Annotated in this window: 28 protein-coding genes; 15 read left to right on the forward strand and 13 right to left on the reverse strand. The window is 75.1% G+C overall.

Features of this window, described 5'->3' with window-relative positions; genetic code table 11:
• Window positions 1-76 precede the first annotated feature (76 nt).
• Complete coding sequence (locus tag CELF_RS21170) at window positions 77-493, reverse strand: CoA-binding protein (RefSeq protein WP_013771085.1); 417 nt, start codon at window positions 491-493, stop codon at window positions 77-79.
• 178 nt (window positions 494-671) lie between these two features.
• Between CELF_RS21170 and clsA the strand changes: the two genes are divergently transcribed.
• From clsA to CELF_RS09795, 8 genes are all read left to right on the forward strand, one after another.
• Window positions 672-1,256: a cardiolipin synthase ClsA gene (gene clsA / locus CELF_RS09760; RefSeq protein WP_013771086.1), complete on the forward strand. Its 585-nt coding sequence runs from the start codon at window positions 672-674 to the stop codon at window positions 1,254-1,256.
• Window positions 1,253-2,230, forward strand: a complete 978-nt coding sequence (locus tag CELF_RS09765) for a DUF881 domain-containing protein (protein ID WP_013771087.1) — start codon at window positions 1,253-1,255, stop codon at window positions 2,228-2,230. Before clsA ends, CELF_RS09765 begins: the two co-directional genes overlap by 4 nt.
• Complete coding sequence (locus CELF_RS09770) at window positions 2,227-2,559, forward strand: small basic family protein (protein ID WP_013771088.1); 333 nt, start codon at window positions 2,227-2,229, stop codon at window positions 2,557-2,559. Before CELF_RS09765 ends, CELF_RS09770 begins: the two co-directional genes overlap by 4 nt.
• Window positions 2,556-4,106: a DUF881 domain-containing protein gene (locus CELF_RS19500; protein ID WP_013771089.1), complete on the forward strand. Its 1,551-nt coding sequence runs from the start codon at window positions 2,556-2,558 to the stop codon at window positions 4,104-4,106. The genes CELF_RS09770 and CELF_RS19500 overlap by 4 nt, the downstream gene beginning before the upstream one ends.
• 107 nt (window positions 4,107-4,213) lie before the next feature.
• A complete protein-coding gene (locus CELF_RS09780; RefSeq protein WP_013771090.1) occupies window positions 4,214-4,699 on the forward strand; it encodes an FHA domain-containing protein in 486 nt (161 codons plus the stop codon).
• Between the two features lie 37 nt (window positions 4,700-4,736).
• The gene (gene ftsR, locus CELF_RS09785) at window positions 4,737-5,513 is read left to right on the forward strand and encodes a transcriptional regulator FtsR (RefSeq protein ID WP_013771091.1); all 777 of its coding nucleotides are present in this window, start codon (window positions 4,737-4,739) and stop codon (window positions 5,511-5,513) included.
• A 55-nt stretch (window positions 5,514-5,568) separates the two neighbouring features.
• A complete protein-coding gene (locus tag CELF_RS09790) occupies window positions 5,569-6,102 on the forward strand; it encodes a bifunctional nuclease family protein (protein WP_041553427.1) in 534 nt (177 codons plus the stop codon).
• Window positions 6,103-6,267: 165 nt separating this feature from the next.
• Window positions 6,268-6,858 carry a MerR family transcriptional regulator gene (locus CELF_RS09795; protein ID WP_013771093.1) on the forward strand — a complete coding sequence of 197 codons (591 nt, stop codon included), beginning with the start codon at window positions 6,268-6,270 and terminating at the stop codon, window positions 6,856-6,858.
• 40 nt (window positions 6,859-6,898) lie between these two features.
• Here the strand turns inward: CELF_RS09795 and CELF_RS09800 are convergent, their stop codons facing one another.
• On the reverse strand, window positions 6,899-7,666 hold the full coding sequence (locus tag CELF_RS09800; protein WP_041554108.1) for a ParA family protein: 768 nt from the start codon (window positions 7,664-7,666) through the stop codon (window positions 6,899-6,901).
• 80 nt (window positions 7,667-7,746) lie between these two features.
• Here CELF_RS09800 and CELF_RS09805 point away from each other — a divergent pair, with 80 nt between their 5' ends.
• The 6 genes from CELF_RS09805 (at window position 7,747) to CELF_RS09825 (ending at window position 12,265) form a co-directional block, all read left to right on the forward strand.
• The gene (locus tag CELF_RS09805) at window positions 7,747-8,394 is read left to right on the forward strand and encodes an MBL fold metallo-hydrolase (protein ID WP_013771095.1); all 648 of its coding nucleotides are present in this window, start codon (window positions 7,747-7,749) and stop codon (window positions 8,392-8,394) included.
• A gap of 67 nt (window positions 8,395-8,461) precedes the next feature.
• Complete coding sequence (locus CELF_RS20415; RefSeq protein WP_013771096.1) at window positions 8,462-8,620, forward strand: hypothetical protein; 159 nt, start codon at window positions 8,462-8,464, stop codon at window positions 8,618-8,620.
• Between the two features lie 35 nt (window positions 8,621-8,655).
• Window positions 8,656-9,156 (forward strand): GNAT family N-acetyltransferase, encoded by a 501-nt coding sequence (locus tag CELF_RS09810; RefSeq protein ID WP_013771097.1) that lies wholly within the window; start codon window positions 8,656-8,658, stop codon window positions 9,154-9,156.
• A gap of 784 nt (window positions 9,157-9,940) precedes the next feature.
• The gene (locus CELF_RS09815; RefSeq protein WP_013771098.1) at window positions 9,941-10,963 is read left to right on the forward strand and encodes a tyrosine-type recombinase/integrase; all 1,023 of its coding nucleotides are present in this window, start codon (window positions 9,941-9,943) and stop codon (window positions 10,961-10,963) included.
• A gap of 96 nt (window positions 10,964-11,059) precedes the next feature.
• On the forward strand, window positions 11,060-11,533 hold the full coding sequence (locus CELF_RS09820; RefSeq protein WP_013771099.1) for a heme-degrading domain-containing protein: 474 nt from the start codon (window positions 11,060-11,062) through the stop codon (window positions 11,531-11,533).
• A gap of 162 nt (window positions 11,534-11,695) precedes the next feature.
• Complete coding sequence (locus CELF_RS09825) at window positions 11,696-12,265, forward strand: hypothetical protein (RefSeq protein ID WP_013771100.1); 570 nt, start codon at window positions 11,696-11,698, stop codon at window positions 12,263-12,265.
• Between the two features lie 64 nt (window positions 12,266-12,329).
• On the opposite strand, the gene CELF_RS09830 is transcribed toward CELF_RS09825, so the two are convergent.
• Window positions 12,330-13,277 (reverse strand): aldo/keto reductase, encoded by a 948-nt coding sequence (locus CELF_RS09830; RefSeq protein ID WP_041554112.1) that lies wholly within the window; start codon window positions 13,275-13,277, stop codon window positions 12,330-12,332.
• A 196-nt stretch (window positions 13,278-13,473) separates the two neighbouring features.
• Here CELF_RS09830 and CELF_RS09835 point away from each other — a divergent pair, with 196 nt between their 5' ends.
• Window positions 13,474-13,818: an RNA polymerase-binding protein RbpA gene (locus tag CELF_RS09835; RefSeq protein WP_013771102.1), complete on the forward strand. Its 345-nt coding sequence runs from the start codon at window positions 13,474-13,476 to the stop codon at window positions 13,816-13,818.
• 28 nt (window positions 13,819-13,846) lie between these two features.
• Here CELF_RS09835 and CELF_RS09840 read toward each other — a convergent pair whose 3' ends face one another.
• From CELF_RS09840 to CELF_RS09885, 10 genes are all read right to left on the reverse strand, one after another.
• Window positions 13,847-14,623 carry a polyprenol monophosphomannose synthase gene (locus CELF_RS09840; protein WP_013771103.1) on the reverse strand — a complete coding sequence of 259 codons (777 nt, stop codon included), beginning with the start codon at window positions 14,621-14,623 and terminating at the stop codon, window positions 13,847-13,849.
• Window positions 14,620-16,185: an apolipoprotein N-acyltransferase gene (gene lnt, locus CELF_RS09845; protein WP_013771104.1), complete on the reverse strand. Its 1,566-nt coding sequence runs from the start codon at window positions 16,183-16,185 to the stop codon at window positions 14,620-14,622. Before lnt ends, CELF_RS09840 begins: the two co-directional genes overlap by 4 nt.
• A 555-nt stretch (window positions 16,186-16,740) precedes the next feature.
• Window positions 16,741-18,378 (reverse strand): amidohydrolase, encoded by a 1,638-nt coding sequence (locus CELF_RS09850; RefSeq protein WP_013771105.1) that lies wholly within the window; start codon window positions 18,376-18,378, stop codon window positions 16,741-16,743.
• Window positions 18,379-18,462: 84 nt separating this feature from the next.
• Complete coding sequence (locus CELF_RS09855; RefSeq protein WP_013771106.1) at window positions 18,463-21,276, reverse strand: DEAD/DEAH box helicase; 2,814 nt, start codon at window positions 21,274-21,276, stop codon at window positions 18,463-18,465.
• 95 nt (window positions 21,277-21,371) lie between these two features.
• The gene (locus CELF_RS09860; RefSeq protein ID WP_013771107.1) at window positions 21,372-22,286 is read right to left on the reverse strand and encodes a diacylglycerol/lipid kinase family protein; all 915 of its coding nucleotides are present in this window, start codon (window positions 22,284-22,286) and stop codon (window positions 21,372-21,374) included.
• Complete coding sequence (gene tatC, locus CELF_RS09865; RefSeq protein ID WP_013771108.1) at window positions 22,283-23,083, reverse strand: twin-arginine translocase subunit TatC; 801 nt, start codon at window positions 23,081-23,083, stop codon at window positions 22,283-22,285. The genes CELF_RS09860 and tatC overlap by 4 nt, the downstream gene beginning before the upstream one ends.
• 45 nt (window positions 23,084-23,128) lie before the next feature.
• Window positions 23,129-23,368: a Sec-independent protein translocase subunit TatA gene (tatA, locus tag CELF_RS09870; RefSeq protein WP_013771109.1), complete on the reverse strand. Its 240-nt coding sequence runs from the start codon at window positions 23,366-23,368 to the stop codon at window positions 23,129-23,131.
• A 94-nt stretch (window positions 23,369-23,462) separates the two neighbouring features.
• Entirely contained in the window at window positions 23,463-23,792 is a 330-nt protein-coding gene (locus CELF_RS09875) for a hypothetical protein (protein WP_013771110.1), read from the reverse strand.
• The gene (locus tag CELF_RS09880) at window positions 23,792-24,763 is read right to left on the reverse strand and encodes a helix-turn-helix transcriptional regulator (protein ID WP_013771111.1); all 972 of its coding nucleotides are present in this window, start codon (window positions 24,761-24,763) and stop codon (window positions 23,792-23,794) included. Before CELF_RS09880 ends, CELF_RS09875 begins: the two co-directional genes overlap by 1 nt.
• The gene (locus CELF_RS09885) at window positions 24,756-25,784 is read right to left on the reverse strand and encodes a helix-turn-helix transcriptional regulator (RefSeq protein ID WP_013771112.1); all 1,029 of its coding nucleotides are present in this window, start codon (window positions 25,782-25,784) and stop codon (window positions 24,756-24,758) included. The genes CELF_RS09880 and CELF_RS09885 overlap by 8 nt, the downstream gene beginning before the upstream one ends.
• Window positions 25,785-25,804: the final 20 nt, after the last annotated feature.

Below are 25,804 nucleotides of genomic sequence, written 5' to 3' on the forward strand. Positions count from 1 at the left end.
CCGTAGTCGCCGTCCAGTCTACGGGGCCGCGTCGCCGGGCGGGCAGGACGCCCGGGTGACGTCGGGCACAGACCTCTCAGGACAGACCGAGCCGTCCGGCCTCGATCACGGGGCACGTGTCCATGACGACGTCGAGCCCGGCCGCGGTCGCGCGGGCGGCCGCGGCCTCGTCGACCACGTCGAGCTGCAGCCACACGGCGCGCGCACCGACCGCGATCGCCTCGTCGACGACGGCACCCGCGAGGGCGCTGTTGACGAAGACGTCGACGACGTCGAGCGCGCCGGGCACCTCGCCGAGCGAGGCGTAGCCCTGCGCGCCGTGCACCGTGGGTGCGCTCGGGTGCACCGGCACGATCTCGTGCCCGGAGTCCTGCAGGTAGCGCGCGACGCCGTACGCCGCGCGCGCCGTGTTCGTGGACAGGCCGACCACCGCCCAGCGGGCCGGAGTGGTGAGGAGGCGGCGGACGACGTCGGGGTCGTTGCGGTGCGTCACCCAGGAAGCGTCGCACGCCCGCGCACGCGACGCAGGACCGTGCCGGGGCGCTGCGCCCCGCGCGCCCAGGACGCGCCCGGACCGGTCCGCGACGCGCGGGAGCGGCAGGGCCCACGGGGATCGGCGCGGGTGCCCCGTAGGATCGTCGCCGCAGGCACCGAGGACGACGGGGGAGGCAGTGAGCCAGAACGACGTCGTCACGCCCCGTGTGCTGACGGTCCCCAACCTCGTGAGCCTCATCCGGCTGCTCCTGGTCCCCGTCTTCGGGTGGCTGATCGCCACCGGCCACGACGGCTGGGCCGTCGTGGTGCTCGCCGTGTCCGGCGCGAGCGACTGGCTCGACGGCGTGCTCGCCCGGCGACTGCACCAGGTGTCGCGGCTGGGCCAGCTGCTCGACCCGGCCGCCGACCGGCTGTTCATCCTCGTCACGCTCGTCGGCCTCGTGTGGCGGGGCGCCGTCCCGTGGTGGCTCCTCGCCGTCCTCGTCGCGCGGGACGTCATGCTGGGCGTCGTGCTGCTGCTCCTCGCGCGTGCCGGGTGGGGTCCGCTGCCCGTGCACCTCGCGGGCAAGGCCGGCACGTTCGCGCTCCTCTACGCGTTCCCCCTGCTGCTGCTCGGGCAGTGGGCGCCCCCGCTCGGCCCCGTCGCGCACGTGGTGGGCTGGGCGTGCGCGCTGTGGGGCGTCGGCCTGTACTGGTTCGCCGGGGCCCTCTACGTCCTGCAGGCGCACGAGCTGTTGCGCCGACCCACGGTGCCCGCATGACAGCGCGGCACGGCGACGTCCACGTCCGGCCCGCCCCGGACGCGTCGATGACGCTCCTCAACGAGGTCTACCGCCGCCCGCTCGACCCGGGGTACGCGGCTGCCGCCGAGCGCCGGCGCGACGGCACGGCACCGCCCCGCACCCGCAGGGGGACCGTGAGCCTCGTGCTGCTGGCGCTCGCGCTGGGCGCCGGCACCACCACGGCCGCCCTCTCGCTGCGCGCGCCGTCGACGTCGGTCAGCGCCGCTCGTGCGCTGCTCGAGCGGCAGATCGAGAGCGGCAACGCCGAGGTCGCCGCGCTCGAGGACGAGGTGACCGCGCTCGGGGAGGAGATCCGCGTGCTGCAGGAGCGCGCGCTCGGGCAGGTGGATCCGGAGGTCGCCGAGGAGATCGCGGCCGGTCAGGTCGCGGCCGGTGTCGTCCCGGTCACGGGGCCGGGTCTGCGGCTCGTGCTGACCGACGCGCCGACCGACCCGACCGCCGAGGAGGACCCGGACTCGCGCGTGCAGGACAAGGACCTCCAGGTCGTCGTCAACGGCCTCTGGGCCGCCGGGGCGGAGGCGATCCAGATCAACGGCGAGCGCCTCACGTCGACCTCCGCGATCCGCAGCGCCGGCCCCGCCGTGCTCGTCGACCTCACCGCCCTCGCGAGCCCGTACGTCGTCGAGGCGATCGGCGACACGGTCGTCATGCAGCCCGAGCTCGCGCGCGGGTCGGCCGGGCAGTACCTGTCGACGCTGCGGGGCACCTACGGGATCGGCGTGGAGATGTCGTCGCAGTCGGAGATGACCCTCGAGGGCTCCGGGCAGGTGACGCTGCGCAGCGCACGCGTCCCGGAGGAGGCGCGGCCCGGCCGGCCGCAGACCCCCGCCCCGACGACTCCGGCGAGCACGTCCGACGAGGTCGAGGAGGGTGCGTCCGACGCCGCCGGTGTGGCAGGGTCGGCACGTCGTTCGGGGAGGGAAGGCACGTGATCGCTGTCATCGGGCTGGTCGTCGGGGTCGTCGTCGGCCTCGTGCTGCAGCCGACGGTCCCCGTCGAGCTGCAGCCGTACCTGCCGATCGCCGTCGTCGCCGCGCTCGACGCGCTGTTCGGCGGCCTGCGCGCGATGCTCGACGGCATCTTCGACGACCGGGTGTTCCTCACGTCGTTCCTGTCGAACGTGGTGGTCGCCGCGCTCATCGTCTTCCTGGGCGACCAGCTCGGGGTCGGCACGCAGCTCTCGACCGCGGTCGTCGTCGTGCTCGGGATCCGCATCTTCTCCAACGCCGCGTCGATCCGCCGGCACCTGTTCAAGGCATGACGACCCCTCCCGGCGCCGACCGTCCCACTCCCTCGCCCGAGCACGCCGCAGGGCCGGACGACGACGTGCCGACGGGGTCCTCGCCCGACGCCGGGGCGCCCGACGGTCGCGCCGACGAGACGCCCGGCACCGGCTCGGACGTGCCCCGCACCGACGCGCCCGTCCCGGACGCGCTCGACGAGAAGACGGTCGACGGTGCCGCGGCGGCCGGGACGTCGCGAGCCGAGGAGGAACCGTCGCCCCCGCACGACGGGGCACAGGCGCCTCCGGCCGGTGATGCCACCGCGCTCCCCGACGGGTCCGACGTTCTCGTGGACGCAGGACCCGACGCGGGCCTCACCGACGCGCCCCCCGCCGAGCCCGCGGACGAGCACGCGTGGGAGGCACCCCCGCTCGCAGGGGCGCCGGCGCCGACCGCGACCCGCTGGTTCGTGCCTGCCCTGCCGCAGGACGACGCGGTCGGGCCGCCCGACGCCCAGCCGGACGACGGGTCCGCCCCGGACGACGGGACCGTCTCGGACGTCGGGGGTGTCCCGGACGACGGGACCGTCTCGGACGACGGGACCGTCTCGGGCGTCGGGACCGTCTCGGGCGTCGGGGGTGTCCCGGACGACGGGGACGTCCCCGAGGGCACGGAGGCGATCGACCAGACCCTGCCGGACGACGCGTCGCCCGACGGACCAAGCGACGCAGAGCCGGCGGCTTCGCCCCTGCCCGCCGAGCCGGACGGCGGCGTGCCGACCGACGAGCGACGAACGGCTGCGCCCGGCCAGGCACCCGCATCGGAGCCGCGCCCCGACGCCGCCCCCGGACCCACGCCGGCCGCGAGCGGATGGGCCGTCCTGGGCCGCGCCCTGCGCCCCCGCGCCACCCGCGCGCAGGTGCTCGCGGGCGTGCTGTGCGCACTGCTCGGGTTCGCGCTGGCCGTCCAGATCCGCCAGGCGAGCGACACCACGCTCAGCGGCCTGCGGCAGGCCGACCTGGTACGCCTCGTCGACGAGGTCACGACGCGGGGCGACGCGCTCGAGCGCGAGCGCGCGGACCTCGCGGCCGAGCGCGACGAGCTGCTCTCGGGCTCCGACCGGCAGCAGGCCGCGCTGGACGCGCTGCGCCGCAGCGCCGAGACCCAGGGCATCCTCACGGGCCGCCTGCCGGCCGAGGGTCCCGGGATCGTGGCGACGCTCGTCGAGCCGGACGGACTCATCAAGCCCGTCACGATGCTCAACATGCTCGAGGAGCTGCGCAACGCCGGCGCGGAGGCGATCCAGCTCAACGACCAGCGCATCACCGCGAGCAGCGCCTTCACGGGCGTCGCGGGCGCGATTGAGTTGGACGGCGTCACGCTGACCGCCCCGTACGTCTGGGTCGCGATCGGTGACCCCGACACGATGGCGACCGCGCTGCAGATCCCGGGCGGTGCGCTCGCGCAGGTGCGCGGCAACGGCGGCCGCGGGTCGGTCGAGCGGGCCGACCTCGTCGAGGTCTCGGCGATCCGCGTGGTGCCCGACCCGGTGCACGCGACGCCCGTGCCGCCCGCGTCGGAGTAGGCGCGCGGGGCGTCGTGCTGCACCGACGGCGCGCGTCCGCATAGGGTGTGCCTGATCGCCGCGAGGTGGTGGCGGTCGCGTGGACGAGCACGGCTCCGGGAGGCGGAATGAACGGCGACGAGCAGGCCCCGGGGGTCCCTGAGCAGCAGCCGGGTCGGGCGGCGTACGGCCCCGACACGACGATGTCCTTCGGCGCGTTGGAGCCGGTCGAGATCGAGGTCGGTGCACCGGTCGGGCTGACGTCCGACGAGGTCGCCGCCGTCAACGCGCTGCCGCCGACGTCGGCGCTGCTCGTCATGCAGCGCGGCCCGTCGGCCGGCGCGCGGTTCCTCCTCGACGCGGAGCGCACGGTCGCCGGACGCTCGACGGAGGCCGACATCTTCCTCGACGACGTGACGGTGTCGCGCAAGCACGCGGAGTTCGTTCGCGAAGGCCACGGCTTCGTGGTCCGCGACATCGGCTCGCTGAACGGCACGTACGTCAACCGCACGCGCATCGACCAGGCGGTGCTGCGCCCGGGCGACGAGGTGCAGATCGGCAAGTACCGCATGACGTTCCACCCGAGCCCGCACCGCGAGGCACCGCGCACGTGAGCAGCGGGTCCACGCAGGAGCACCGGGGGCGAGGCGCATGACGGCGGCGCACGCGCAGCGTGTCGGGCAGGGGGCGGGCGACCGGCCCGCGGAGCAGGACCGGCCGGAGAAGGAGCCGTGGCCGCGTGGCATCTCGCGGCGCGCGTCGATGCGCATCTCCGACGTGCTCGCGGCGCTCCGCCTGGAGTTCCCCGCGGTGACGACGTCGAAGCTGCGCTTCCTCGAGGAGCAGGGCCTGGTCGAGCCCGTGCGCACGCCTGCGGGGTACCGGCAGTACTCGCCCGCGGACATCGAGCGGCTGCGGTTCGTCCTGCGGCTGCAGCGCGACCGGTACATGCCGCTCAAGGTCATCGGTGAGCGCCTGGCCGCGCTCGACGCGGGCGAGGAGGAGGAGCCCGCACCCCGGGCGCGCCTCGCGACGCGCGACGGCGTCGTGCAGTCCCGTGAGGTCCGCTGGACGGTCGAGTCGCTCGCGACGGAGGCGCGCGTCGCGCCGGCGTTCGTCGAGGAGCTCGTCACGGCGGGCGTCCTGCGCGCGCACGACCGGTCGTCGTTCGACCCGTGGGCGCGGGACGTCGTCGTGGCGGCCGCCGCCCTTGCGGAGCACGGGATCGACGCGCGTCACCTGCGCCAGTTCCGCACCGCGGCCGACCGCCAGGCGGACCTCGTGGAGCAGGTCGCGGCGCCGTGGCGCGGGCGGCGGGGCGCGTCGGCGGCGGCGCGGGCCGGCACGATCGCTGCCGAGGTCGGTGAGCTGTGCACGCAGATGCACACGGCGCTCGTGCGTGCGGCGGTCGCCGACCTCACCCCCTGAGAACCACCCGCGGGGACGGCACGCCAGATCGGCCGTGCCGTCGTACGTTGGACGCGTGGGGGATGACGGCGGGCTCGTGCAGGTGGAGGTCGTCGGCGTGCGTCAGCACCTGGCCGACGACGAGATCGTCGTGCTGCTGCTCGACCCGGAGTCCGAGCTCCTGGTCCCGATCCTGATCGGGGCGACCGAGGCGAGCGCGATCGCGTCCGCCCAGGCGGGCATCGTGCCGCCACGGCCCATGACGCACGACCTGCTGCGCGACGTGCTCGTCGCGACCGGCTCGGGGCTGACGCGGGTCGAGATCACCCGTCTGCAGGACGGCGTGTTCCACGCGGAGCTGGTGCTGAGCACGGGCCCGCGGGTCGACTCGCGCGCGTCGGACGCGATCGCACTGGCCCTGCGGTTCGGCTGCCCGGTGATGTGCGCGGCCGAGGTCGTCGCCGTCGCGGGCGTCGAGGTCCGCGCGACCCCGACGGAGCAGGACCTCGAGCGCTTCCGGCGCTTCCTCGACGTCGTCACGCCCGAGGACTTCGGGACGGGTCAGGAGCCCGACGACGGCCCGCCGGGCCGACCTTCGACCTCAGGTTGAACGTGAGACTTCGGGCGTGCGGCACCTTCAACCTCAACGTGAAGGTGAGACTCGCCGGGCGCGACACGCCAGGAGCGAGCGTCGTTGCACCGGGGGGTCCGGAGGCCTAGCGTTGCAGCACATCAGCGAGGAGCGCCCACCCCGGCGCCGCGAGTGGAGGACCCCGTGAGCAGCAACGAGAGCGCCGAGCACGCCCCTGCGGTGCCGCAGCGCGCGCAGGGTCTGCTGTTCGACGACGACCTGCCCGACCTCGACACGTTCTCCGGCTACCGGGGCCCCACGGCCTGCCGCGCGGCGGGCATCACCTACCGCCAGCTCGACTACTGGGCCCGCACGGGGCTCGTCGAGCCCTCGGTCCGGCCGGCCACCGGCTCGGGCACGCAGCGGCTGTACAGCTTCCGCGACATCCTTGTCCTCAAGGTCGTCAAGCGTCTGCTCGACACCGGCGTCTCGCTGCAGCAGATCCGGACGGCCGTGAGCCACCTGCGTGAGCGGGGCGTCGACGACCTCGCGCAGATCACGCTCATGTCCGACGGCGCGAGCGTGTACGAGTGCACGTCGGCCGACGAGGTCATCGACCTCGTGCAGGGCGGTCAGGGCGTGTTCGGGATCGCCGTGGGCAGGGTGTGGCGCGAGGTCGAGGGCTCGCTGGCCGAGCTGCCGACCGAGCGCGCCGAGGACGAGACGGCGGGCGTCATGGTGCACGAGGCGCAGGACGAGCTCGCACTGCGGCGCCAGGCGCGTTCCGCGGGCTGACGCCCGCGCGGTAAACCACCCGGCGGCGACGCGCTGCCCGTCAGCGCTTGGGTGCCCGCAGCGCGCGCTCGAGCAGACCCTCGAACGTCGTCGCGAGCTCCGCCGCTGCGGCACCGGGCCACGCGTGCACGGGCTGCGCGGCGCCCTGCGCCTGCTGCAGCGCCGCACGCTCGGGCACGAACGGCGACAGCACGAGCGGCCCGTACAGCGTGCGCAGCTCCTCGAGGCGGAACGCCTGCTCCACCGAGCGCGCGCGGACCCGGTTGACGGCGATCCCGAGCGGCTGCAGCTGGGGCGCGGGACCACGGCGCAGCTCGTCGATGGTGCGCATCGCGCGGCCCACGGCCATGACTGCGAACAGACCCGGCTCGGTGACGACGACCGCCCGGTCGCAGGCCGTCAGGCCGGTGCGGGTCAGGCCGCCGAGCGACGGGGGGCAGTCGACCAGGACGAGGTCGTAGCCCGAGACCCACGACAGCGCGAAGCGCAGCCGGTCGACGTCCTCGTCGTCCAGCCGGTCGTGCAGGGCGGAGCGCTCGGACCCGGCGAGCACGTCGAGACCGTCGTCCGCCCACGAGCTGAGCACCGTGGCGGCGGCGACCGTCTCCGCGCTCGGCGCGTCGAGGACCGCGGCGACGTCACCGTCACCCGCGGCACGGGCGCCGAGCGCCATCGTCGCGTCGCCCTGCGGGTCCAGGTCGATGACGAGCGTGCGCAGCCCGTGCTCGAGCGCGGCGGAGGCCAGCCCGAGCGTCACCGACGTCTTGCCCACGCCACCCTTGAGACTGCACACCCCGAGCACCAGCACGGCGAACACGGTACGGGCAGTTCGAGCCGTGGAGGAAACCGGGACCGCCACCGACGCCGCTGCTCGGGCACACTGGCGCCATGACGACGCGACTCACCCGATGGGGCCACTCGTGCGTGCGGTTCGAGCGGGGCGACGACCGCCTCGTGATCGACCCGGGCGCCTTCTCCGACGTCGACGGCGCGCTGCAGGGGGTGGGCGCGGTGCTCGTCACGCACGAGCACCCGGACCACGTCGACGTGCCGCGCCTCGCGGCCCGTGTCGCAGCCGGCGACCTCGAGGTGTGGGGGCCGCAGCCGGTGCTCGACGCCCTGCTGGAGGCGGGGGCGCCCGCCGACCGGCTCGCCGCGGTCCGCGGAGGGGACGACGTGCGCGCCGGCGGGTTCGACGTGCGGGTGCTGGGGGAGTGGCACGCCCCGATCCACGCCGACGTCCCCGCCGTGCACAACGTCGGCTACCGCATCGGGACCGTGCTGCACCCCGGGGACGCGTACGTCGATGCCGAGGGCGCCGAGGTCGACGTCCTGCTCACGCCTGTCGGGGCGCCGTGGCTGCGCCTGGGCGAGGTCGTCGACTGGGTGCGGTCGGTGCGTCCCGCGCGCCTCGTCGTGATCCACGACGCGCCGCTGAGCGACGTGGGCCGGGCCAACGCCCGCGGCCTGCTGACGCGCCTCGCCGGCGCCGGGGAGCCCGTCGAGCTCGGCGTCGGGGAGGGCATCGACGTCTGACGTGCCGGACCGTGCCGCGCCGCCGTACGGTGGAGGCCCAGCGACACGTGGCTCCCAGGGAGGCAGCATGACGCAGCCGGTCGGGCACGAGGTGCCTGAGCTCGAGTTCGACGAGACCGTGCCCCCGCGGCCCGAGGAGGAGATCGCCGACGTCGCGCGCTCGGTCCCGGACCGGGAAGGGCACGGCGGCAGCCCGGACGACACGGCCGCGGTCGCCCGCTCCTGACGGCGCGCCGGCGCCACGTCGGGCATCCTGAGCACGTGCTGATCCACCGTGCCCTCGAAGACGACTGGCCGCTGGTCCGTGACGTCCGGCTCCGTGCGCTCCGGGAGAACCCGGACGTGTTCGCCTCGTCGCTCCCGCGCGAGGAGTCCTTCAAGGAGTCGCACTGGCGGATGCGGATCCGCACGGGCCCCACCTGGGTCGCCCTGGACGACGAGCGCGTCCCGCGCGGTCTGGTGTCGATGATCCAGGAGCCGGGATCGCCGGTCGACGACCGGCACGTCGTCTCGCTGTGGGTCGCGCCGGAGGTCCGGCGGCGGGGGATCGGCTGGGCGCTGCTCGACGCCGTCCGGGAGGCCGCCGCCGCGGAGGGCGCGCGCACGGTGTCGCTGTGGATCGTCGACGGCAACAACGCCGCGGGTGACCTGTACGTGCGGGCCGGCTTCGCGCGGACGGGGGAGCGGCAGCCGTTGCCGCGCGACCCGTCGCGCGTGGAGGAGCGGTGGGTGCGGACGCTGGACGGCTCCCAGGTCCTCTGACGGGGGTCCGTCCGGCGCGCCGACGGGGGTCCGTCCGGCGTGCTGGCGGGGGTCCGTCCGGCGTGCTGGCGTGGGCGCCCGGCAGCGTGTCGGAGCGGCATCGTCGTGCCGTCGGAGAGTGTGGACGGGCGCAATGGCACGTTTCTGCCATAGTCGCGCCCGCCGGGGCGAGTCGAGGGGCAGGGCACGGCGCGAGGGCTCGGACACGGCGACGTGCCTACGCCCGGGGCCACGACGGCCCGCCGCGCGAGAGGTGATCGACGTCCCGCGCGACGCCGGCCTGGGCGTCGCGCAACCAGCGGCGCACGGCAGTCGCCGTCACGGACGTGGCGTGAAGGACGACAGCCGACGTCGGCGTCAGGGACGACGTTCTGGACGAGCGGTCGTGACGATGTGACGTGCACGACGCGCGAGGTGGACGCTCTGGCGCCGGATCACGCGTCGGAGCAACTGGCGCCTGCGGGACGACGGGCGCCACGACGCCGATGCTGCACGTCGGCGAGCGCGCAGCCCGGTGCACCGCGCGGCCACGGTCGATGCACGCACGCATCCGAGGCACACCGAGGCGAACCGCCGACCGACCGGCCCACGAGCCCCTTCTCGCGGTGCCACCTTGAAGTTTCGACCATAGCCGGAACTTTGGCAGAACTGTAGGGAAGCCCTCTTCGCCCTGCGAGAGCCGCGACGGCGGGGTCTGACGGGTGCTGCCCTCTGCTGCACGCGCGCACGGTCTCCCCGGCGTGCCGTCCCGCGTGCGCGTGCGGTCGTTTCGTACCGTGCGCGCATGGCCGTCTTCCTGTCGACCGTCGTCGAGCCGTTCCTCACCGACCGTGCCACGCTCACACGCCGCGGCCTCACCGACGGATCCCGTGCCGGCTACCGCCAGGACGTCGTTGCCTGGGCGCACCAGATCGCGCAGGACCTGGGTCGCCTGACGGGCGTCGACGACGAGGACCCGCTGGCGCTCGTCTCGTCCGACGACCTCACCGAGCTCAACGTGAAGAACGCGTACCGCTCGATCCGCGGCCGCGAGGCGGCGTCCACCGTGCAGCGACGCGTCGGGACGCTGCGCCTGTTCGTCCGCTGGCTGCAGATGGAGGGCCACCTCACGGGCGACCCGATGCTCCGGATCGAGGCCCCGGAGCGACCGGTGCGGCTTCCCGCGGGCTGGGACGACGCCGAGCTCCTGCGGCTCGCCAAGGTCGCGTGGGAGGTTGCCCCGGGCGATCGACGACGCTGGCCCGCGCGCGACCGTGCGGCGTTCGCGCTCCTGTCGACGACCGGGGTGCGCGCGTCCGAGCTGTGCTCGCTGACCGACCGCTCGCTGCGCGTCGAGGACGACGGCGAGGCGGTCCTCACCGTCATCGGCAAGGGCAACCGGCAGCGCAACGTGCCCGTGCCCCCGGAGGCGCTGCGCGTCGTCGAGGAGTACATGGCCGAGCGCGACGAGCGGTTCGGGCCGCCCGAGCACGGCGCTCCCCTGCTGCGGCTCTCCTCGGGCCGCCCGCTGCAGCGCGGTGCGCTCAACCACCTCGTCGACGGCTGGATCCGTCGCTCCGGGGTCGCCAAGCAGGAGGGCGAGGCCGCGCACGGCTTCCGGCACACGTTCGCCAAGGGCCTCATCCGCTCCGGCGTGCCGGCACCCGCGGTGCAGTCGCTCCTCGGGCACGAGGACCTCAAGACCACCGGGATCTACGTGAAGGCCACGGCCGCCGACGTCCGCGACGCCGTGCTCGTCTCGCCGTCGCGGCGCGTGCTGCGCGAGGTCGACACGCCACTCCCCTCGTCCGTGACGACGAACGGCTGAGCACGCCCTGCGGGCCGACCGGGCCCGGTCGGGTGTCGGCCCCGGGCGGGTGTGTCGTCACGCGCGGCTCCCGCCGGTGTGCGCGACGATGTGGCCATGGTGCACGAGGACGTCGAGACGCTGGTCCGCGCGGTCGAGCAGCAGGAGCGTGAGCTCGTGCTCCCCTCCTTCACGAACGACGACGCGTGGTCCCTGGGCTGCCTGCTCGTCGAGATGGCGGCGGAGCGTGACCTCGCCGTCACCGTCGACGTCCGTCGTGGACCCCAGCAGCTCTTCCACGCCGCACGCGAGGGCACGACCCCGGACAACGACTCGTGGGTCGAGCGCAAGGTGCGGGTGGTCGAGCGGTTCGGCGCGTCGTCGTACCTGGTCGGCCTTCGCGCCCGCGCGAAGGGCACGACGTTCGCGGAGCAGCACGACCTGCCGCTGCAGCAGTACGCCGCGCACGGCGGGGCCTTCCCCGTGCGGGTCGCGGGCGTCGGCGTGGTGGGCGTCGTGACCGTGTCGGGCCTCCCCCAGGCCGACGACCACGCACTCGTCGTCGAGGCGCTGCGCGCACACCTCGGCTGACCGCGCTCGCGGCAGGGCGCGCTTCTGGGCACCGCGCGCTCGCGGCCCCGTCGTGGTGAGCCGGCCGGCGCGAGCCGTCCACAGCACCGCCGTCACCGTCACGGTCCACCGCTGCTCCCCCGCCGACCGTGCAGCGCCGCCGCGGACCGCCACGCTCCCCGCATGACGAACGACCCGCACGACGACGACCTGCACGACGACGACCTGCACTGGGACGACACGCTCGACGACGACGCGCGCGCGGACGGCGCGACGGGTGCCCTGCCCGCGCCCGACGACGGGTCGCCCGCCGAGCACGACGACGCCTGGGAGGTGCCGTCCGCGCTCGACGCCGTGCCCGCGCCCGGTCGTCCGGTTCGTGGGCACGGGGACGCCCTGATGCTGCTCCTGCGGCTCGTCGGTCCGGACCGCGCCGGCCCGCCCGCGCTGTGGTTCGTCGTGCTCGACGCGCACGACCGCACGGTGCCCGTGGTCCTGCCGCTCGCCGACGTCCCGCTCACCGCGTCGCCCGGCGTCGCCGCGCACGTCATGCACGTCCTCGCGTCCGTCCTGGAGCGCGACGCCCCCGGCGGCTCGGTGCTGGTCGGTCTGGTCCGTGCCGCGGGCGGTGACCGGGGCACGTTCGAGACGTCGTGGGCACCGGCGCTGCGGGCGGCGGCCGACGACCACGGCGTGCGGCTGCACGCCGTCGCCGCGATCGGCGGGAGCCGAGCCCGCGTCATCGAGTGGTGACGGCGTCTCCAGCACGCGCGGGCGTGGCGCGGGCGTGGCGTCGTCGGCGCCGCGCGCCGCGGAGTCAGGACGGGCCGGGGGCGGTGTCGTCCAGCGCGGCGAGCTGCTCGAGGGTGGGCTCCCACAGGATGCCCGCGACGTTCGCGCGCAGCTGGTCGGGCGTGCGGGCGCCGGCGATGACGCTGGCGACGGCCGGCTGCGCGGCGAGCCCGCCCAGGGCCAGTGTCGGCAGGTCCACGCCCCACTCCTGGGCGAGCGTCTCCAGCGCCTCGATGCGGTCGAAGTCGGCTGCTGCCAGGCGCTGCGGCATGCGCGCGAGACGCGTCCCCTCGGGCGCGCCGGCACCGCGGCGGTACTTGCCCGTCAGCAGGCCCGACGCGAGCGGCACGTACGGGATGAGCCCGGCCCCGACCCGCTCGAGCGCGGGTACGAGCTCGGCCTCAGCGGAGCGGTCGAGCAGGTTATAGCGGTTCTGGGCGGACACGAACGGCTGGACGTGTGCGGTACGCGCGACCCAGTCGGCGTCGACGACCTGCCACGGGGCGAAGTTCGACGACCCGACGTACAGCACCTTGCCCTCGGCGACGAGCTCGTCGAGCGCGGCGAGCGTCTCCCCGACAGGCGTCAGCGGGTCGGGTGCGTGCATCTGGTAGAGGTCGATGCGGTCCGTGCGCAGGCGCCGCAGCGACCCCTCGACGGCGCGGCGCACGTACCGGCGCGAGCCGCGCGCACCCCAGTCCGGCCCGTTGAGCCCGCCGACGTCCATGCCGAACTTGGTCGCCACGACGACGTCGTCACGACGCCCCTCGAGCGCGGCGCCGAGGAGCTCCTCGCTCTGCCCGGGCGCACCGCCGTACACGTCCGCGGTGTCGAAGAACGTGATGCCGCTGTCCAGCGCGGCCGCCACGAGCTCCCCCACGCCCTCGGGCGCGAGCGTCGCCCCGAAGGTGTTGCAGCCGAGGCCGGCCACGGACACCGTCAGGCCGCTGGAGCCGAGCCGGCGGAAGGTCATGTCGGGGGCCGCGGTGCGGGCGTCGCTGGTGCTCACCCGCACGACCCTAGGCCAGCGCGCGCCGATCCTCCCGCCCGGACCCGGCTGCCGTTCACGAGACCTTCACGCGTGTCTGGAACACTGGGGGCACGACCGCCGTTGACATCGGTGGAAGTTCTCTCACTCGACGGCCGGAACCCGGCACGGAGGTCCCCTGATGGCAAACCGGTCCCTGCGCGGCATGCGCATCGGGTCCCACAGCATGGAGACGGACGAGGGCGTCGACTTCGCCCCCCGGCTCCAGGCGCACTACGACTGCCCCAACGGCCACACCATCATCCTGCCGTTCTCGGTCGAGGCCGACGTCCCGGTGGTGTGGGAGTGCCGCTGCGGCGCTGAGGCTCTCCTGCGGGACGCCTCGAAGCCCGAGGCGAAGGCGGGCAAGCCCGCGCGCACGCACTGGGACATGCTGCTCGAGCGTCGCACCATCGGCGAGCTCGAGGAGCTGCTCGACGAGCGGCTGGGCCTGCTGCGCGCTGGCAAGCTGCGGCGCAGCGCCTGACCCCCTGCGACGGCTGACGACGCCCCTGTCAGCCGCGTGACCTGCCGAACGCTCCCGCCACCCGGCGGGAGCGTTCGCGCATCCCCCAGCGGGTCACGTTGAGCAGGGCCTCGGCGACGATCGCCCGGCTCATCTTCGAACGCCCCACCTCACGTTCGACGAACGTGATGGGCACCTCGACGACGCGGGCCCCCGCACGCACGGCACGCCACGCCATGTCGACCTGGAAGCAGTAGCCCTGCGACGCGACCTCCCCGAGCGGCAGCGACCGCAGCAGGTCGGCCCGGTAGGCCCGGAAGCCGCCCGTCGCGTCGCGCAGCGGGATGCCCAGGACCAGGCGCGTGTAGGTGTTGCCTCCCACCGAGAGCACCTTGCGGTGCGCGGGCCAGTTCACGACGCTGCCCCCCGGCACCCACCGGCTGCCGAGGACGAGATCGGCGTCGGACACGCGCGCGAGCAGGCGCGGCAGGTCCTGCGCCCGGTGCGACCCGTCGGCGTCCATCTCGACCACGACGTCGTAGCCGCGCTCCAGAGCCCACCCGAACCCCGCGACGTACGCGGTGCCGAGCCCGAGCTTGCCGCTGCGGTGCAGCACCGCGATCGCGCGCCGGGCGTCGGTCGCGGCGGCCTCGTCGGCCGCGATCTTCTCGGCGACCTCTCCCGTGCCGTCCGGCGAGCCGTCGTCCACGACGAGCACGTCCGCGGTCGGGACGTGCTCCCGCAGCCGCTCCAGGACCACCGGGATGTTCTCCCGCTCGTCGTAGGTGGGGATGACGACGAGCACACGTGCCGCGCTCGGGTTCATGCCGCGCTCTCCGTTCGGTCGTGGCGACGCACACGGTGCGCGCCGAAGGCTCCGGCGACCACCATGCACACCGCGAGGGCGTCGACGACGAGCCCCGGCCAGGGGCCGAGCCGCGTCGCGGGCGTCCAGGATGTGCGCAGCGGCAGGTCGGCGACGACCTGCTCGGCGGTGAACAGCCCCGTCTGCCGACTCACGACCCCGTTGGGCTGGATCACCGCGCTGACGCCGACGGTCGAGATCTGGACCGTCGCACGACCGTGCTCGACGGCCCGCAGCCGCGCCATCGCGAGCTGCTGGGTCGACTCGTCGGTCATGCCGAAGGACGCGTTGTTCGTCTGGACGACGAGCACCTCTCCCCCGGTGCGCACCGCGTCCCGGACGAGCGAATCGTAGGCGACCTCGAAGCAGATCACGTCGCCGATGCCCACGACGCGCCCCAGCCGCTCGGACTGCAGCGGCACGTACCCGGGCCGGTCGCCGGGCAGCATGTCGCGCGTGACCCGGTCGACGGCCGACGAGAAGTTGCGGACGAACGCGCGCAGCGGGATGTACTCGCCGAACGGCGCGGGGTGCTGCTTGGTGTACGTCGCGACGACACCGTCCCCGGGTTCCCACAGCACCGCGGTGTTGTAGCGGCCCCCGGTCTCCGGGTACTCGACGGTCCCGACGAGCATGGGGGCTGCCACGGCGCTCGCGGCCTGGTCGATGAGCGCGGCCGCGCCGGGGTCGACCTGGGGGTCGATGTCGGTGCCGTTCTCGGGCCACAGCACGAGGTCCAGCTCGCCGGGCTCCACCTGGTCGAGGAGGGCGAGCGTGCCGTCCACGTGGTTGCGCAGCACCGCCTCGCGCTCGCCGAACGCGTCCATGCCGGTTCCGGGCACGTTCCCCTGGACCGCGCCGACGCGCAGGGTGCCGCTCTGCTCGACGGTGTCGAGCGGGATGACGAGGCTCGTCACGACGAACGCCGCGGCGACCGCGACCGCTCCGAGCGTGCGGCCCACGGTGAGGCGCGACGCGTGCAGGACGGCGCGGGCGAGCAGCACGCCCATGGCGGCGACGACTCCGGAGACGAGCGGGGTGCCGGCCCACGACGCGAACGCGACGAGCGGCGAGTCCGCCTGGGAGAAGGCGAGCCGTCCCCAGGGGAAGCCGCCGAACGGCCACGTCGAGCGGAGGTCCTCGACCGCGACCCACAGGACGGTGAAGACGACGACCTGCAGCCCGCCGTTGCGCCAGACCGCCTCGCCGCGGCGCGCCCACGTCCAGGCGGCGCCGAACAGGGCGATGTAGGACGTCTCGAGCACGGTGAGCGCGAGCCACGGGACGAGGCCCACGGACTCGTCCGCCCAGCGGATCAGCGGACCGAAGAAGCTGAGGCCCCAGACGAGTCCGACGAGCGCGTTCCAGCGCGCGCTGTCGCGGCGCATCGCGAGGTACAGCAGGGCGATGCCGACGAACGCGAACCCCCACAGGGCGGGCCCGGGGAACGCGACGCGGGTGAGCACTCCGCTCGCGACCGCGAGGGCGAGCGCCCACCAGCGGGACGGTTCACGGGCGGGCACGGCGCAAGGGTACGCCAGGGACCTGGGCGGACGGTCCGGCCGTGACGACGGGCCCGCCGGCGCTGCGGTGGCCGGTGGGGGCGCCCCGACCGACCGGCCCGCGTGTCCTTCGTACCGGACCGCGCGAAGCGCGGACCGTTGTCTGTTGAACACGCGGGCCCGGTCGGAGCCCTGGGAATCCGTGCGGCCCCCCGGACGAGGACGGTGTCGCTGGTGCGGCTGCCCGGGCCGACGACGGCGTCGGAGCCACGGTCCGTCTCGCTCGGTCACGAATACCCTCGTGAACCTACCGAGTTCAGGCGACGTGTCAAGGCGCCGTCGTCGCAGGTGAGGGCCCTCCGTGCAGGTCACTTCGGGCACCTGCGCGGGCCGGGCCTTGCCGGGCTCGGCGTGTCGTGGGGCGTGTCGCAGGAATCGGACATCCGTCCAGCACGGTGGGTGCGGCGGCCGCCCGGCAGATTCACCCGCTCGGCGCGCGGGTGGGCCGCAGCGGGCACGCGAGGCCGCGCGCGGACGCCGGCGTGGCCGGCGCCGCCGGGTGCGGTGGCGGAGCCGTCAGGCGAGGGCGTCGAAGAGCACGACGCCGTCGCGGACGGTCCGCAGGCACTGGGGCTCGGGCGCGTCCGGGCCGACGTACGGCAGCAGCGGGGTGCCGGAGCGCGCGTCGGTGCTCCACGAGGCGAGGCGGCCGTCGGGCGCCTGGACCATGAGGTGCTCGGCGCGCCAGACGGCGAGGTGCGCGGGTGCGCCGACGCGCAGCTCGCCCGCGCCGGTGTGGTCGAGGCCGGCGAGCCGCCAGCCGCCGCGGGTGGACGCGCGGAACGCGGCGCGTGCCGAGATCCGCTGCTCTGGGGCGTGGTGCAGCACCGCGGCGCGTACGCCCGCCCACGGGTCGACGCCGGTCACCGGGGAGTCGGAGCCGAAACCGAGCGGGACGCCCGCGGCCGCGAGGTCGGCGAGGGGGTTGAGCGCCGCGGCCCGGCCGGCTCCGAGGCGCTGGGCGTACATGCCGTCGTCGCCGCCCCAGGCCGCGTCGAACGCGGGCTGCACGCTGAGGCGCACGCCGAGCAGCAGCAGCGAGGCGAGGGCGGGTGCGTCGATCATCTCGGCGTGCTCGAGCCGGTGGCCGGCGCGTCCGATGGCCTCGACGCCCTCGACGTCCGCGGCGGCGCGCAGCCCGAGCGCGACCTCGTCCATGGCGCGGTCGCCGATGACGTGGAACCCGCCCTGCACGCCGGCGCGCGTCACGGCGGTGACGTGGTTGCAGACCTCCTCCGCGGTCAGGTAGAGCACGCCGGAGCCGTCGGCGTCCGTGTAGGGGGCGCGCAGCGCGGCGGTGCGCGAGCCGAGCGAGCCGTCGACGTTGAGGTCTCCCCCGATGCCCGTCAGGCCGGGGATCGCGGCGAGGACCTCGCGGGCGTCGTCGACGGTGACGCACCTCTCGCCGCGGTAGCCGACGACGTGCACCAGGCCGCTGAGGGCGTCCGCGGTGGTGGTGAGGATCTCGACGAGCCCCTCGCGGGTGTCGATCGAGGGGGCGCTCAGCTCGTGCACCGAGACGACGCCACGGGTCGCGGCGTGCTCGAGCGCGGCGCGGTACAGGGCGGTGCGCCGCGGTGCGGGCAGGACGCGGGCGGCCTCACGTGCGGCGTGGTGCGCGTCGCGCTCGACGCGGCCGTCGTCGCTCCACCCCTCCAGGTGCTCCAGGCCGGCGCGGCGGGCGAGTGCCGTCGAGACGACGGCGGAGTGCACGTCGACGCGCGCGAGGTACACCGGGGCGCCGTCGGCGGCGGCGTCGAGCTCGTGCCGTGTCGGGGGCCGCCCCTCGGGCCACGCGAGCTCGTCCCACCCGAAGCCGAGCAGCGGCTCGTCGTGCTCCGCCGCCGGACGGGAGCGGGCGGCGCGGGCGACCGCGTCGAGGGCGTCGGCGAGGCTGCGCACCCCGTCGGCCGCGGACAGCGCGACGGAGTGCAGCGCGAGCCCTGTCTCGAGCAGGTGGACGTGCGCGTCGACGAAGCCGGGGGCGACGAGCGCACCGTCCAGGTCGACGACCTCGTCGGCGCGGGCGGCGAGCCCGTCCGCGGTGTCGTCGTCACCGAGCCACGCCACGACGCCGTCGTCGACGAGCAGCGCCTGCGCGAACGGGTCGGCCGAGGAGTGGATCACGCCGTTGCGATAGAGGGTCGCGCTCACATCGGCTCACGATAGGGCAGGTCAGGGCGCTCCACCCCGCCGAAAGCGGGCGAAACGGTCGCGCTGCGCACGAGGCGGCGGGCGTCACACCGACGAGTAGGCGACCACGCCCCGCCGCAGGGAGTCCACGGCGCGGGCCGCGGTGGTGCGCGTGCGTTCGTGCGGGGCGGCCTTGGCGACCTGGTCGAGCACGTCGATCACCTGCTTGCACCACCGGACGAAGTCGCCTGCGGACAGCTCCGCGCCGCGCAGCACGGCGTCGAGGCTGCGGCCCGCGGACCACCGGTGCACCGCCTCGACCAGGCCGAGGTCGAGCGGGACGGTCGTCTCCAGGCGGTTCGCCGCCTCGAGGTCCTCCAGCTCGGACCAGGCGCGGACCGTCGCGTCGAGCGCGACACCGAGCCGGCTCGCGGGTCCCCCGGGGACGCGCGGCTCGCCCTGGTCCTCGCGGCGCGAGCGGTACACGAGCGTGGACACGGCGGCGGCGAGCTGCGGCGGGTCCAGCTCGTCCCACAGGCCGCGGCGCAGGCACTCAGCGAGCAGCAGGTCGTTCTCCGCGTACAGGCGGCGCAGCCACTGGCCGTCGTCGGTCACGGCCAGGCCGTCGTCGGTGCGGGCGACGTACCCGAGCCGTGCGAGCACGTCGCAGATGCGGTCGAACACCACCGCGATCGACCCGGTGCGTCCCTCGATGCGGCGGACCAGCGCGTCGTGCTCGCCGCGCAGCCGCTCCCACCGCTCCGCCCAGCGGGCGTGCTCGTCGCGGTCGGGGCACGCGTGGCACGGGTGCGCGCGCAGACGCCGGCGCAGAGCGGCGATCTGCGCGTCGTCCTGCGCGGCCGTCGGACGTCCGCCCGCGCGTCCGCGTCGCCCGTCGCGGCGGGGCCCGCCGTCGTCGGCGCCTGCCCCGTCGACGGACGAGCGCAGAGCGGCGGCGAGCTCACGCCGTGCCGCGGGGACGCGGACGTTGAACCCCTTCGGGACGCGCAGGTACCCGACGGTGCGCGCACCGGGGCCGACGTCGGCGACCGTGAGCCGGCGCACCTGACGGTCGGTCGTCAGGACCGTCGGGCGGGGGCCGTCGAACCCGCCCGCTCCCCCCGGGTCGACCACGACCGCGTGCCCGGAGCGGCGCCCCACGGGCAGCTCGAGCACGTCCCCGACGCGCAGCCCCTCCAGGGAGCGGGCCGCCTCGGCGCGCCGGGCGCCGGCCGCGGCCCGGGACTGCTCGCGCTCGAGCCGGGTGATGTCGCGGCGGATCCGGGCGTACTCGCCGAAGTCCCCGAGATGGCAGCGCATCGCCTCGGCGTACCCCTCGAGCGCCTCGGCGTGCGACTGGGCCTGGCGTGCCAGCCCGACGACCCCGCGGTCCGCCTGGAACTGCGCGAACGACGTCTCGAGCACCTCACGGGCGCGGGCGCGGCCCACCTGGGCCACGAGGTTGACGGACATGTTGTACGTCGGGCGGAAGCTGGACCGCAGCGGGTACAGGCGCTTGGACGCGAGCCCGGCGAGCTGCACGGGGTCCAGGCCGGGGTGCGCGACGACGACGGCGTGCCCCTCGGTGTCGATGCCGCGCCGGCCGGCCCGGCCGGTGAGCTGGGTGTACTCCCCCGGTGTCACGTCGACGTGGTTCGACCCGTCCCACTTGACGAGCTTCTCCAGCACGACGGACCGCGCGGGCATGTTGATGCCCAGGGCCAGGGTCTCGGTCGCGAACACGACCTTCACGAGGCCGCGGGAGAACAGGTCCTCCACGGTCTCCTTGAACAGCGGCAGCATGCCGGCGTGGTGGGCCGCGACGCCGCGGGTGAGCGCCTCGAGCAGGTCCCAGTAGCCGAGGACGTCGAGGTCCTCCGGCGGGACGGCAGCGCACCGCTCCTCCACGACGCGGCGGATCGTCGCCTGCTCGGCGGGGTCCGTGAGCCGCACACCCGCCGCGAGGCACTGCTGGACGGCACCCTCGCACCCCGCGCGGGAGAAGATGAACACGATCGCGGGCAGCAGCCCGTCGCGGTCGAGCGCGTCGACCACCGCGAACCGGGGCGTCGGGCGCCCCACGCCGCTGCCGGGCCGGTGACCACCACGCCCCCGGTAGCCGCGGTCGCCCGGTCCGCGGCGCACCGGCGGGCCGTCCGTGCGGCGCAGCAGCTGCACGAGGTCCGGGTTGATCGGCGGGTCGACACCCGGATCCGTCGGGTCGACGTGACCCGCGTACAGGTCGAGCAGGTCGCCACGCACCAGCACGTGCTGCCCCAGGGGGACCGGCCGGTGCTCGCTGACGACGACCGCCGTGTCGCCGCGGACCGTCGCGAGCCAGTCGCCGAACTCCTCCGCGTTCGACACCGTCGCGGACAACGACACGAGCTGCACGTCGTCAGGGAGGTGGATGATGACCTCCTCCCACACCGGACCGCGGAACCGGTCGGCGAGGTAGTGCACCTCGTCCATCACGACGAACCCGAGCCCGAGCAGCGTCGGCGACCCCGCGTAGAGCATGTTGCGCAGGACCTCGGTCGTCATCACCACGACGGGCGCGTCGCCGTTGATCGTCGTGTCGCCCGTCAGCAGCCCCACACGGTCCGGGCCGTAGCGGCGCACCAGGTCCGCGTACTTCTGGTTCGACAGCGCCTTGATGGGCGTCGTGTAGAACGCCTTGCGGCCCGCGGACAGCGCGAGGTGCACCGCGAACTCCCCCACCACGGTCTTGCCCGCGCCCGTGGGGGCCGCGACCAGCACGCCGCTGCCCCGCTCCAGGGCCGCGCACGCGTCCGCCTGGAAGTCGTCGAGCGGGAACGCGAGCAGCTCCCGGAACTGCGCGAGCTCCCCGCGCTCGACCTCGGCGCGCCGCCTCGCGGCCGCGTACCGCTCGGCGGGCGACGGCTCCGTCACCGCCACGGCGGGACGTTCGGGGGACGGACGACGTCTGCGGGAGGGCACACGCTCACCCTAGGCACGCGCGCTCGCGGACGCCGGACCGCCCGCACGGCGCGTCACGCGAGGACGGCCAGCGCGCCCGGGTCGACCTGCACGCGCAGCGGGAGCGGGCCGACCCGCTCACCGTCCGCGAACGCCGCGGGCGGGACGGCCCCGTGCGCGGCGACGGGCTCGACGAGCACCGACCGGGCGCGCAGCACCTGCACCGCCGGATGGTGCACGTGCCGACCGCGGTAGATCCCGGGGAAGATCCCGGTCACGGCCCGGCGGGACAGCGGGCCCGCGACCACCACGTCGAGCAGGCCGTCGTCCATGCGCGCGTCGGGCGCGATCTGCAGCCCCCCGCCGAACCAGGGAGCGTTCGCGATGGCGACGAGCGTGCCGGGCGACTCCCACGTGCGGTCGTCGAGCGTCACCCGGTACCCGTAGGGCCGGAAGCCGGCGAGCTCGGCGGCCAGCGCCCGCACGTACCGGGCCGAGCCGCCCGGCCACGTGAGCCGGTTCGCCCGGGCGTTGACCGCCGCGTCGATCCCGCAGGACAGCACGCCCAGGTACCACTCGTGCGCGGAGTGCTCGGGGGTGCCGACGCGGACCGCGTCCACCCGTCGCGGCCCGTCGTGCAGAGCACGCTCGACGACCGCCACCGCGGCGTCGACGTCCCCGCGCGGCAGGCCCAGCGCCCGCGCCATGTCGTTGCCCGTGCCGGCGGCGACGACGCCCAGCGGCAGCCCCGTGCCGGCGACGACGTTCACCCCGAGGTGGACGATCCCGTCACCGCCGACGACGACCAGGGCGTCGAGACCCCGTACCGCGGCGGCACGCGCCCGGTCCGTCGCCTGCGCGAGCGTCGGGGCGGACAGGTCCTCGACCTTCGTGCCGCGCGCGGTCAGCAGCTCGTGCACCCGGCGCCCGACACGCGCGCCGCGACCCCGCCCGGCGGTGGGGTTCACGACGACCCCGACGTGCCTCACGCGGTCGTCGTCCCCGCGTCGGTCGGCGCCTCGTCGGGGAACGTGCCGTCCAGCCGCGGCAGTCCCTCCGCGACGCGCCGGCGGTCGACGCGCCGGTCGTGCAGCACGCACACGCCGAGCGCGCCCGCGTACAGCAGGCAGATCGGGATCGCCACGGCGATCATCGTGATCGCATCGGGCGTCGGCGTGGCGACCGCGGCGAACGTGAACGCGATCATCACCGCCCACCGCCAGCCCTTGCGCCACGTCGCCGCCGTGCCCAGGCCCGCGAAGTTCAGCGCGACCATGACGACGGGCAGCAGGAACGCGATGCCGAACACGAGCATGACCCGCATGACGAACCCGAGGTAGGTCTGCGCGTCCACGAGGTTCGTCGCCCCCGCCGGCGTGAACTCGATGAGCAGCTGGACCGCGTGCGGGAGCACCCACCACGCGAGCACCGCGCCGCCCAGGAACAGCGGCACCGCCGCCCCGAGGAACCCGAAGGCGTACCCGCGCTCGCGGCGGGTCAGGCCCGGGGTGATGAACGCCCACAGCTGGTACAGCCACCACGGGCTGGACACGATCACGCCGAGGAACAGGGCGACCTTGACCTGCATGTCGAACGGTGCGGCGACGCCCGCGAAGTTCAGCGTCACCAGGTCGTCCCGGGTGCGGGACGCCATCTCGAGCGGGCGCTGGATCGCGGCGAACACCTGGTCGTAGAACACCCAGGCGACGACCGCGCCCACGACCACGCCGATCGACGCGAGGAACAGGCGCTTGCGCAGCTCGAGCAGGTGCGCCCGCAGCGGCATCCTGCCGCCGGTGTCGCGCCCGCGGCGGGTGGTGCTCACGCGGGGTCAGACCTTCGGGGGCGTGGTGCCCTCGGTGGGGTCGTCGGGACGACGCTCCGCTGTCGTGGCACCGTTCTTCGCAGGCGGCGCGTCACTGTCGTCGCGCAGGTCCTTCACCTCGGACTTGAAGATCTTCAGCGACTGGCCGACGCTCTTCGCGAGGCCGGGGAGGCGGTTCGCCCCGAACAGCAGCAGGACGACCACCACCAGGACGATGATGTGCCAGGCGCTCACGTTCCGGAACACAGGGCTGCCTCTCGCTCAGTTGCCGAAGTCCCGCGCATCCTAACCCCGCGCGTCCGATTCGCCGCACGTTCCCGGCACCCTCGCCGGGCGCTCGTCAGCGCCAGTACGCCCGCCACGACAGCCGCGTCGCGCGGTGCCGCAGGGCACGCTCCGCGCGGCGTGCGTCCCGCTCCTCCCGCAGGGCGTCGCGACGCTCCCGCAGCGGTCCCCGGTCCGCGAACAACGTCGGGCCCGTCGGCACGGCGCTCTGCGCCGCCAGGGCCCGCAGCTCCTCGACCCGCTGCGCCAGGAGCCCCGTCATCTCGGCCGCCGTCGCGAGCTGACGCACGAACGCCAGGCCGCTGCGCCACAGCCGCCGCGCCACGACGAACGCGCCGGCGAGCGTGCCCAGCACGATGACCGTCCACACGGCGAACCAGAGCATCAGTCCTCCCCCGCCAACGGCCCGTACGCCTCGAGCGCGACCCGCGCCGCCGTCGCGACCTCCGCCGCGACCCGTGCAGGACGCACGTCGAGCACGTCGTCCGCGACCTGCAGCAGCAGGTGCCGCACCCACGCCGGTCGCACGACCCGCAGGTCCACCTCGAACGACCCGTCCTCGAGGTTGCGCACCTCCTCGACCGGGGTGCTCTCCGCGACCCAGCGCGCCTGGCTTCGCAGGTGCAGCGTCACCAGCTCGCCCTCCGGCCCCGGCTGGAACTCGCCCGCGTCCGGCGCGACCGTGTGGTCCGCCACCGGGACGTCCAGCACCCGCGCCCCCAGCACCCGGTCCACCCGGAACAGGCGCTCGCCGTCGACCAGGTGGCACCACGCGAGCAGGTACGAGCGCTCGTCGTCCGTGACCAGCCGCAACGGGTCCACGTCCCGCTCGGTCGCCACGTCCGCCGCGTCCACGTACCGCAGGTGCAGCCGTCGACCCGTGCGCAGCGCCGTCGCCAGCGCGCTCGCGACGTCCGGCGACGCGTCCAGCCCCAGCCGCACGTCCAGCGCCGCCGCCGCGTCCCCCGTCGCCGCCGTGAGCTTCGCGAGGGCCGACGACAGCACCAGCGCACGCTCCTCGTCGAGCGCCGGCCGCAGCGCCGCGTCCAGCGCCCGCAGCGCCGCGAGCAGCGCCACCGCCTCCCGCGTGCCCAGCCGCAGCGGACGCGTCATGCCCCGCGACTCCGTCAGCCGCACCACGCCCTGCTCGTACGACGCCGCGTCGAAGTCGATCAGGTCGTGCGGGAAGTACCCCGGCGTCCCCGTCACCCACAACGTGTCGATGTCCTGCAGCACCTGCGCCGCGGACACCCCGAACTGCTCCGCGATCTCCTCCACCGGGACCCCGGCGTGGCGGTCCAGGTAGGCGATCATGCCGAGCATCCGCACCAGACGGTCGCTCGCCCGCTCAGCCACGGCCACCTCCCGTGCGCTCGTCGAGCGTCGCCGCGGTCCGCAGCAGGTGCAGCACCGCCCGCCGCACCTCCGGCGGGTCCAGCACCAGCACCGCGTCCCCGTACGCCACGAGCTCCTCCGCGAGCTCCCAGTCCAGCCGGAACGGCACGTGCACCACGTCCCGGTGCGCCAGCAGCGGCGCCAGCGACGGGTCACCGGCGACGTCCGGAGCCCCCGCAGGAGCCTCCACCGCCCGCGCACGCGTCGCGCTCGCCCGCCCCGGCAGCACCGCCAGCGTCGCCACCTGCTCCGGCCGCTCGTCCCACGGCAGCAGCGGCGACGCGAGCTCCTGAGCCGACGGCGGCGAGAACGCCCCCGGCTCCCCCACCGTCCGCACCGCACCCTCGATCCGGCTCAGCCGGTACGAGCGCTGCGCGTCACGGCCACGGTCCCGCCCGACCAGCAGCCACCCGCCGCGACGCGCCAGCAGCTTCCACGGCTCGACCGTGCGCTCGCGGACCTCGCCCGTGTTCGCCGCGCGGTACACGAACCGCACCGCCTGGCGGGCCTGGATCGCGTCGAGCAACGGACCGATCGCACCGCCGCCCGACCGCACCCGCGGCGCGAGCCCCGCCACCAGGTCCGTCGCCTCCGGGGCCGCCCCCACCGCGCGCAGCTTCGTCAGCGCCCGCGACGTGTCCGTCCGCAGCGACTGGTCCTGCCACAGCTGCGCCGCCATCGCCAGGACGCCGAGCTCCGCCGCCGTCAGGTCGAGCGGCGCGAGCGCGTACGCGTCCGCGTCGATCCGGTACCCGATGTCGTCCCCGTGCCCCGCGTCCGTCACCGTCAGCACCGGGATGCCGAGCTCACGCAGCGTGTCCTTGTCGCGCTCGAACATGCGCTCGAACGCGTCGTCCGACGGCGCGTCCTGGTAGCCGGCCACGCTCGTGCGCACCTGCTCCTTGGTCATGCGGCCGGACGTGTTGACGAGGGCGATGACGAGGTTGAGCAGGCGCTCGGCGGGTGGGATCGCGGGGGGCATCGGGGACCACGGTAGCCGTC

Source organism: Cellulomonas fimi ATCC 484 (assembly GCF_000212695.1).
Classification (GTDB): Bacteria; Actinomycetota; Actinomycetes; order Actinomycetales; family Cellulomonadaceae; genus Cellulomonas; species Cellulomonas fimi.

Coding starts and splice junctions, on each gene's coding strand:
- CELF_RS09765 (WP_013771087.1), top strand. CDS start 1,253: ATGACAGCGCGGCACGGCGACGTCCACGTCCGGCCCGCCCCGGACGCG.
- CELF_RS19500 (WP_013771089.1), top strand. CDS start 2,556: ATGACGACCCCTCCCGGCGCCGACCGTCCCACTCCCTCGCCCGAGCAC.
- CELF_RS09780 (WP_013771090.1), top strand. CDS start 4,214: ATGAACGGCGACGAGCAGGCCCCGGGGGTCCCTGAGCAGCAGCCGGGT.
- ftsR (WP_013771091.1), top strand. CDS start 4,737: ATGACGGCGGCGCACGCGCAGCGTGTCGGGCAGGGGGCGGGCGACCGG.
- CELF_RS09805 (WP_013771095.1), top strand. CDS start 7,747: ATGACGACGCGACTCACCCGATGGGGCCACTCGTGCGTGCGGTTCGAG.
- CELF_RS20415 (WP_013771096.1), top strand. CDS start 8,462: ATGACGCAGCCGGTCGGGCACGAGGTGCCTGAGCTCGAGTTCGACGAG.
- CELF_RS09815 (WP_013771098.1), top strand. CDS start 9,941: ATGGCCGTCTTCCTGTCGACCGTCGTCGAGCCGTTCCTCACCGACCGT.
- CELF_RS09820 (WP_013771099.1), top strand. CDS start 11,060: ATGGTGCACGAGGACGTCGAGACGCTGGTCCGCGCGGTCGAGCAGCAG.
- CELF_RS09825 (WP_013771100.1), top strand. CDS start 11,696: ATGACGAACGACCCGCACGACGACGACCTGCACGACGACGACCTGCAC.
- CELF_RS09830 (WP_041554112.1), bottom strand. CDS start 13,277: ATGACCTTCCGCCGGCTCGGCTCCAGCGGCCTGACGGTGTCCGTGGCC.
- CELF_RS09835 (WP_013771102.1), top strand. CDS start 13,474: ATGGCAAACCGGTCCCTGCGCGGCATGCGCATCGGGTCCCACAGCATG.
- CELF_RS09840 (WP_013771103.1), bottom strand. CDS start 14,623: ATGAACCCGAGCGCGGCACGTGTGCTCGTCGTCATCCCCACCTACGAC.
- tatC (WP_013771108.1), bottom strand. CDS start 23,083: ATGCCGCTGCGGGCGCACCTGCTCGAGCTGCGCAAGCGCCTGTTCCTC.
- CELF_RS09875 (WP_013771110.1), bottom strand. CDS start 23,792: ATGCTCTGGTTCGCCGTGTGGACGGTCATCGTGCTGGGCACGCTCGCC.
- CELF_RS09885 (WP_013771112.1), bottom strand. CDS start 25,784: ATGCCCCCCGCGATCCCACCCGCCGAGCGCCTGCTCAACCTCGTCATC.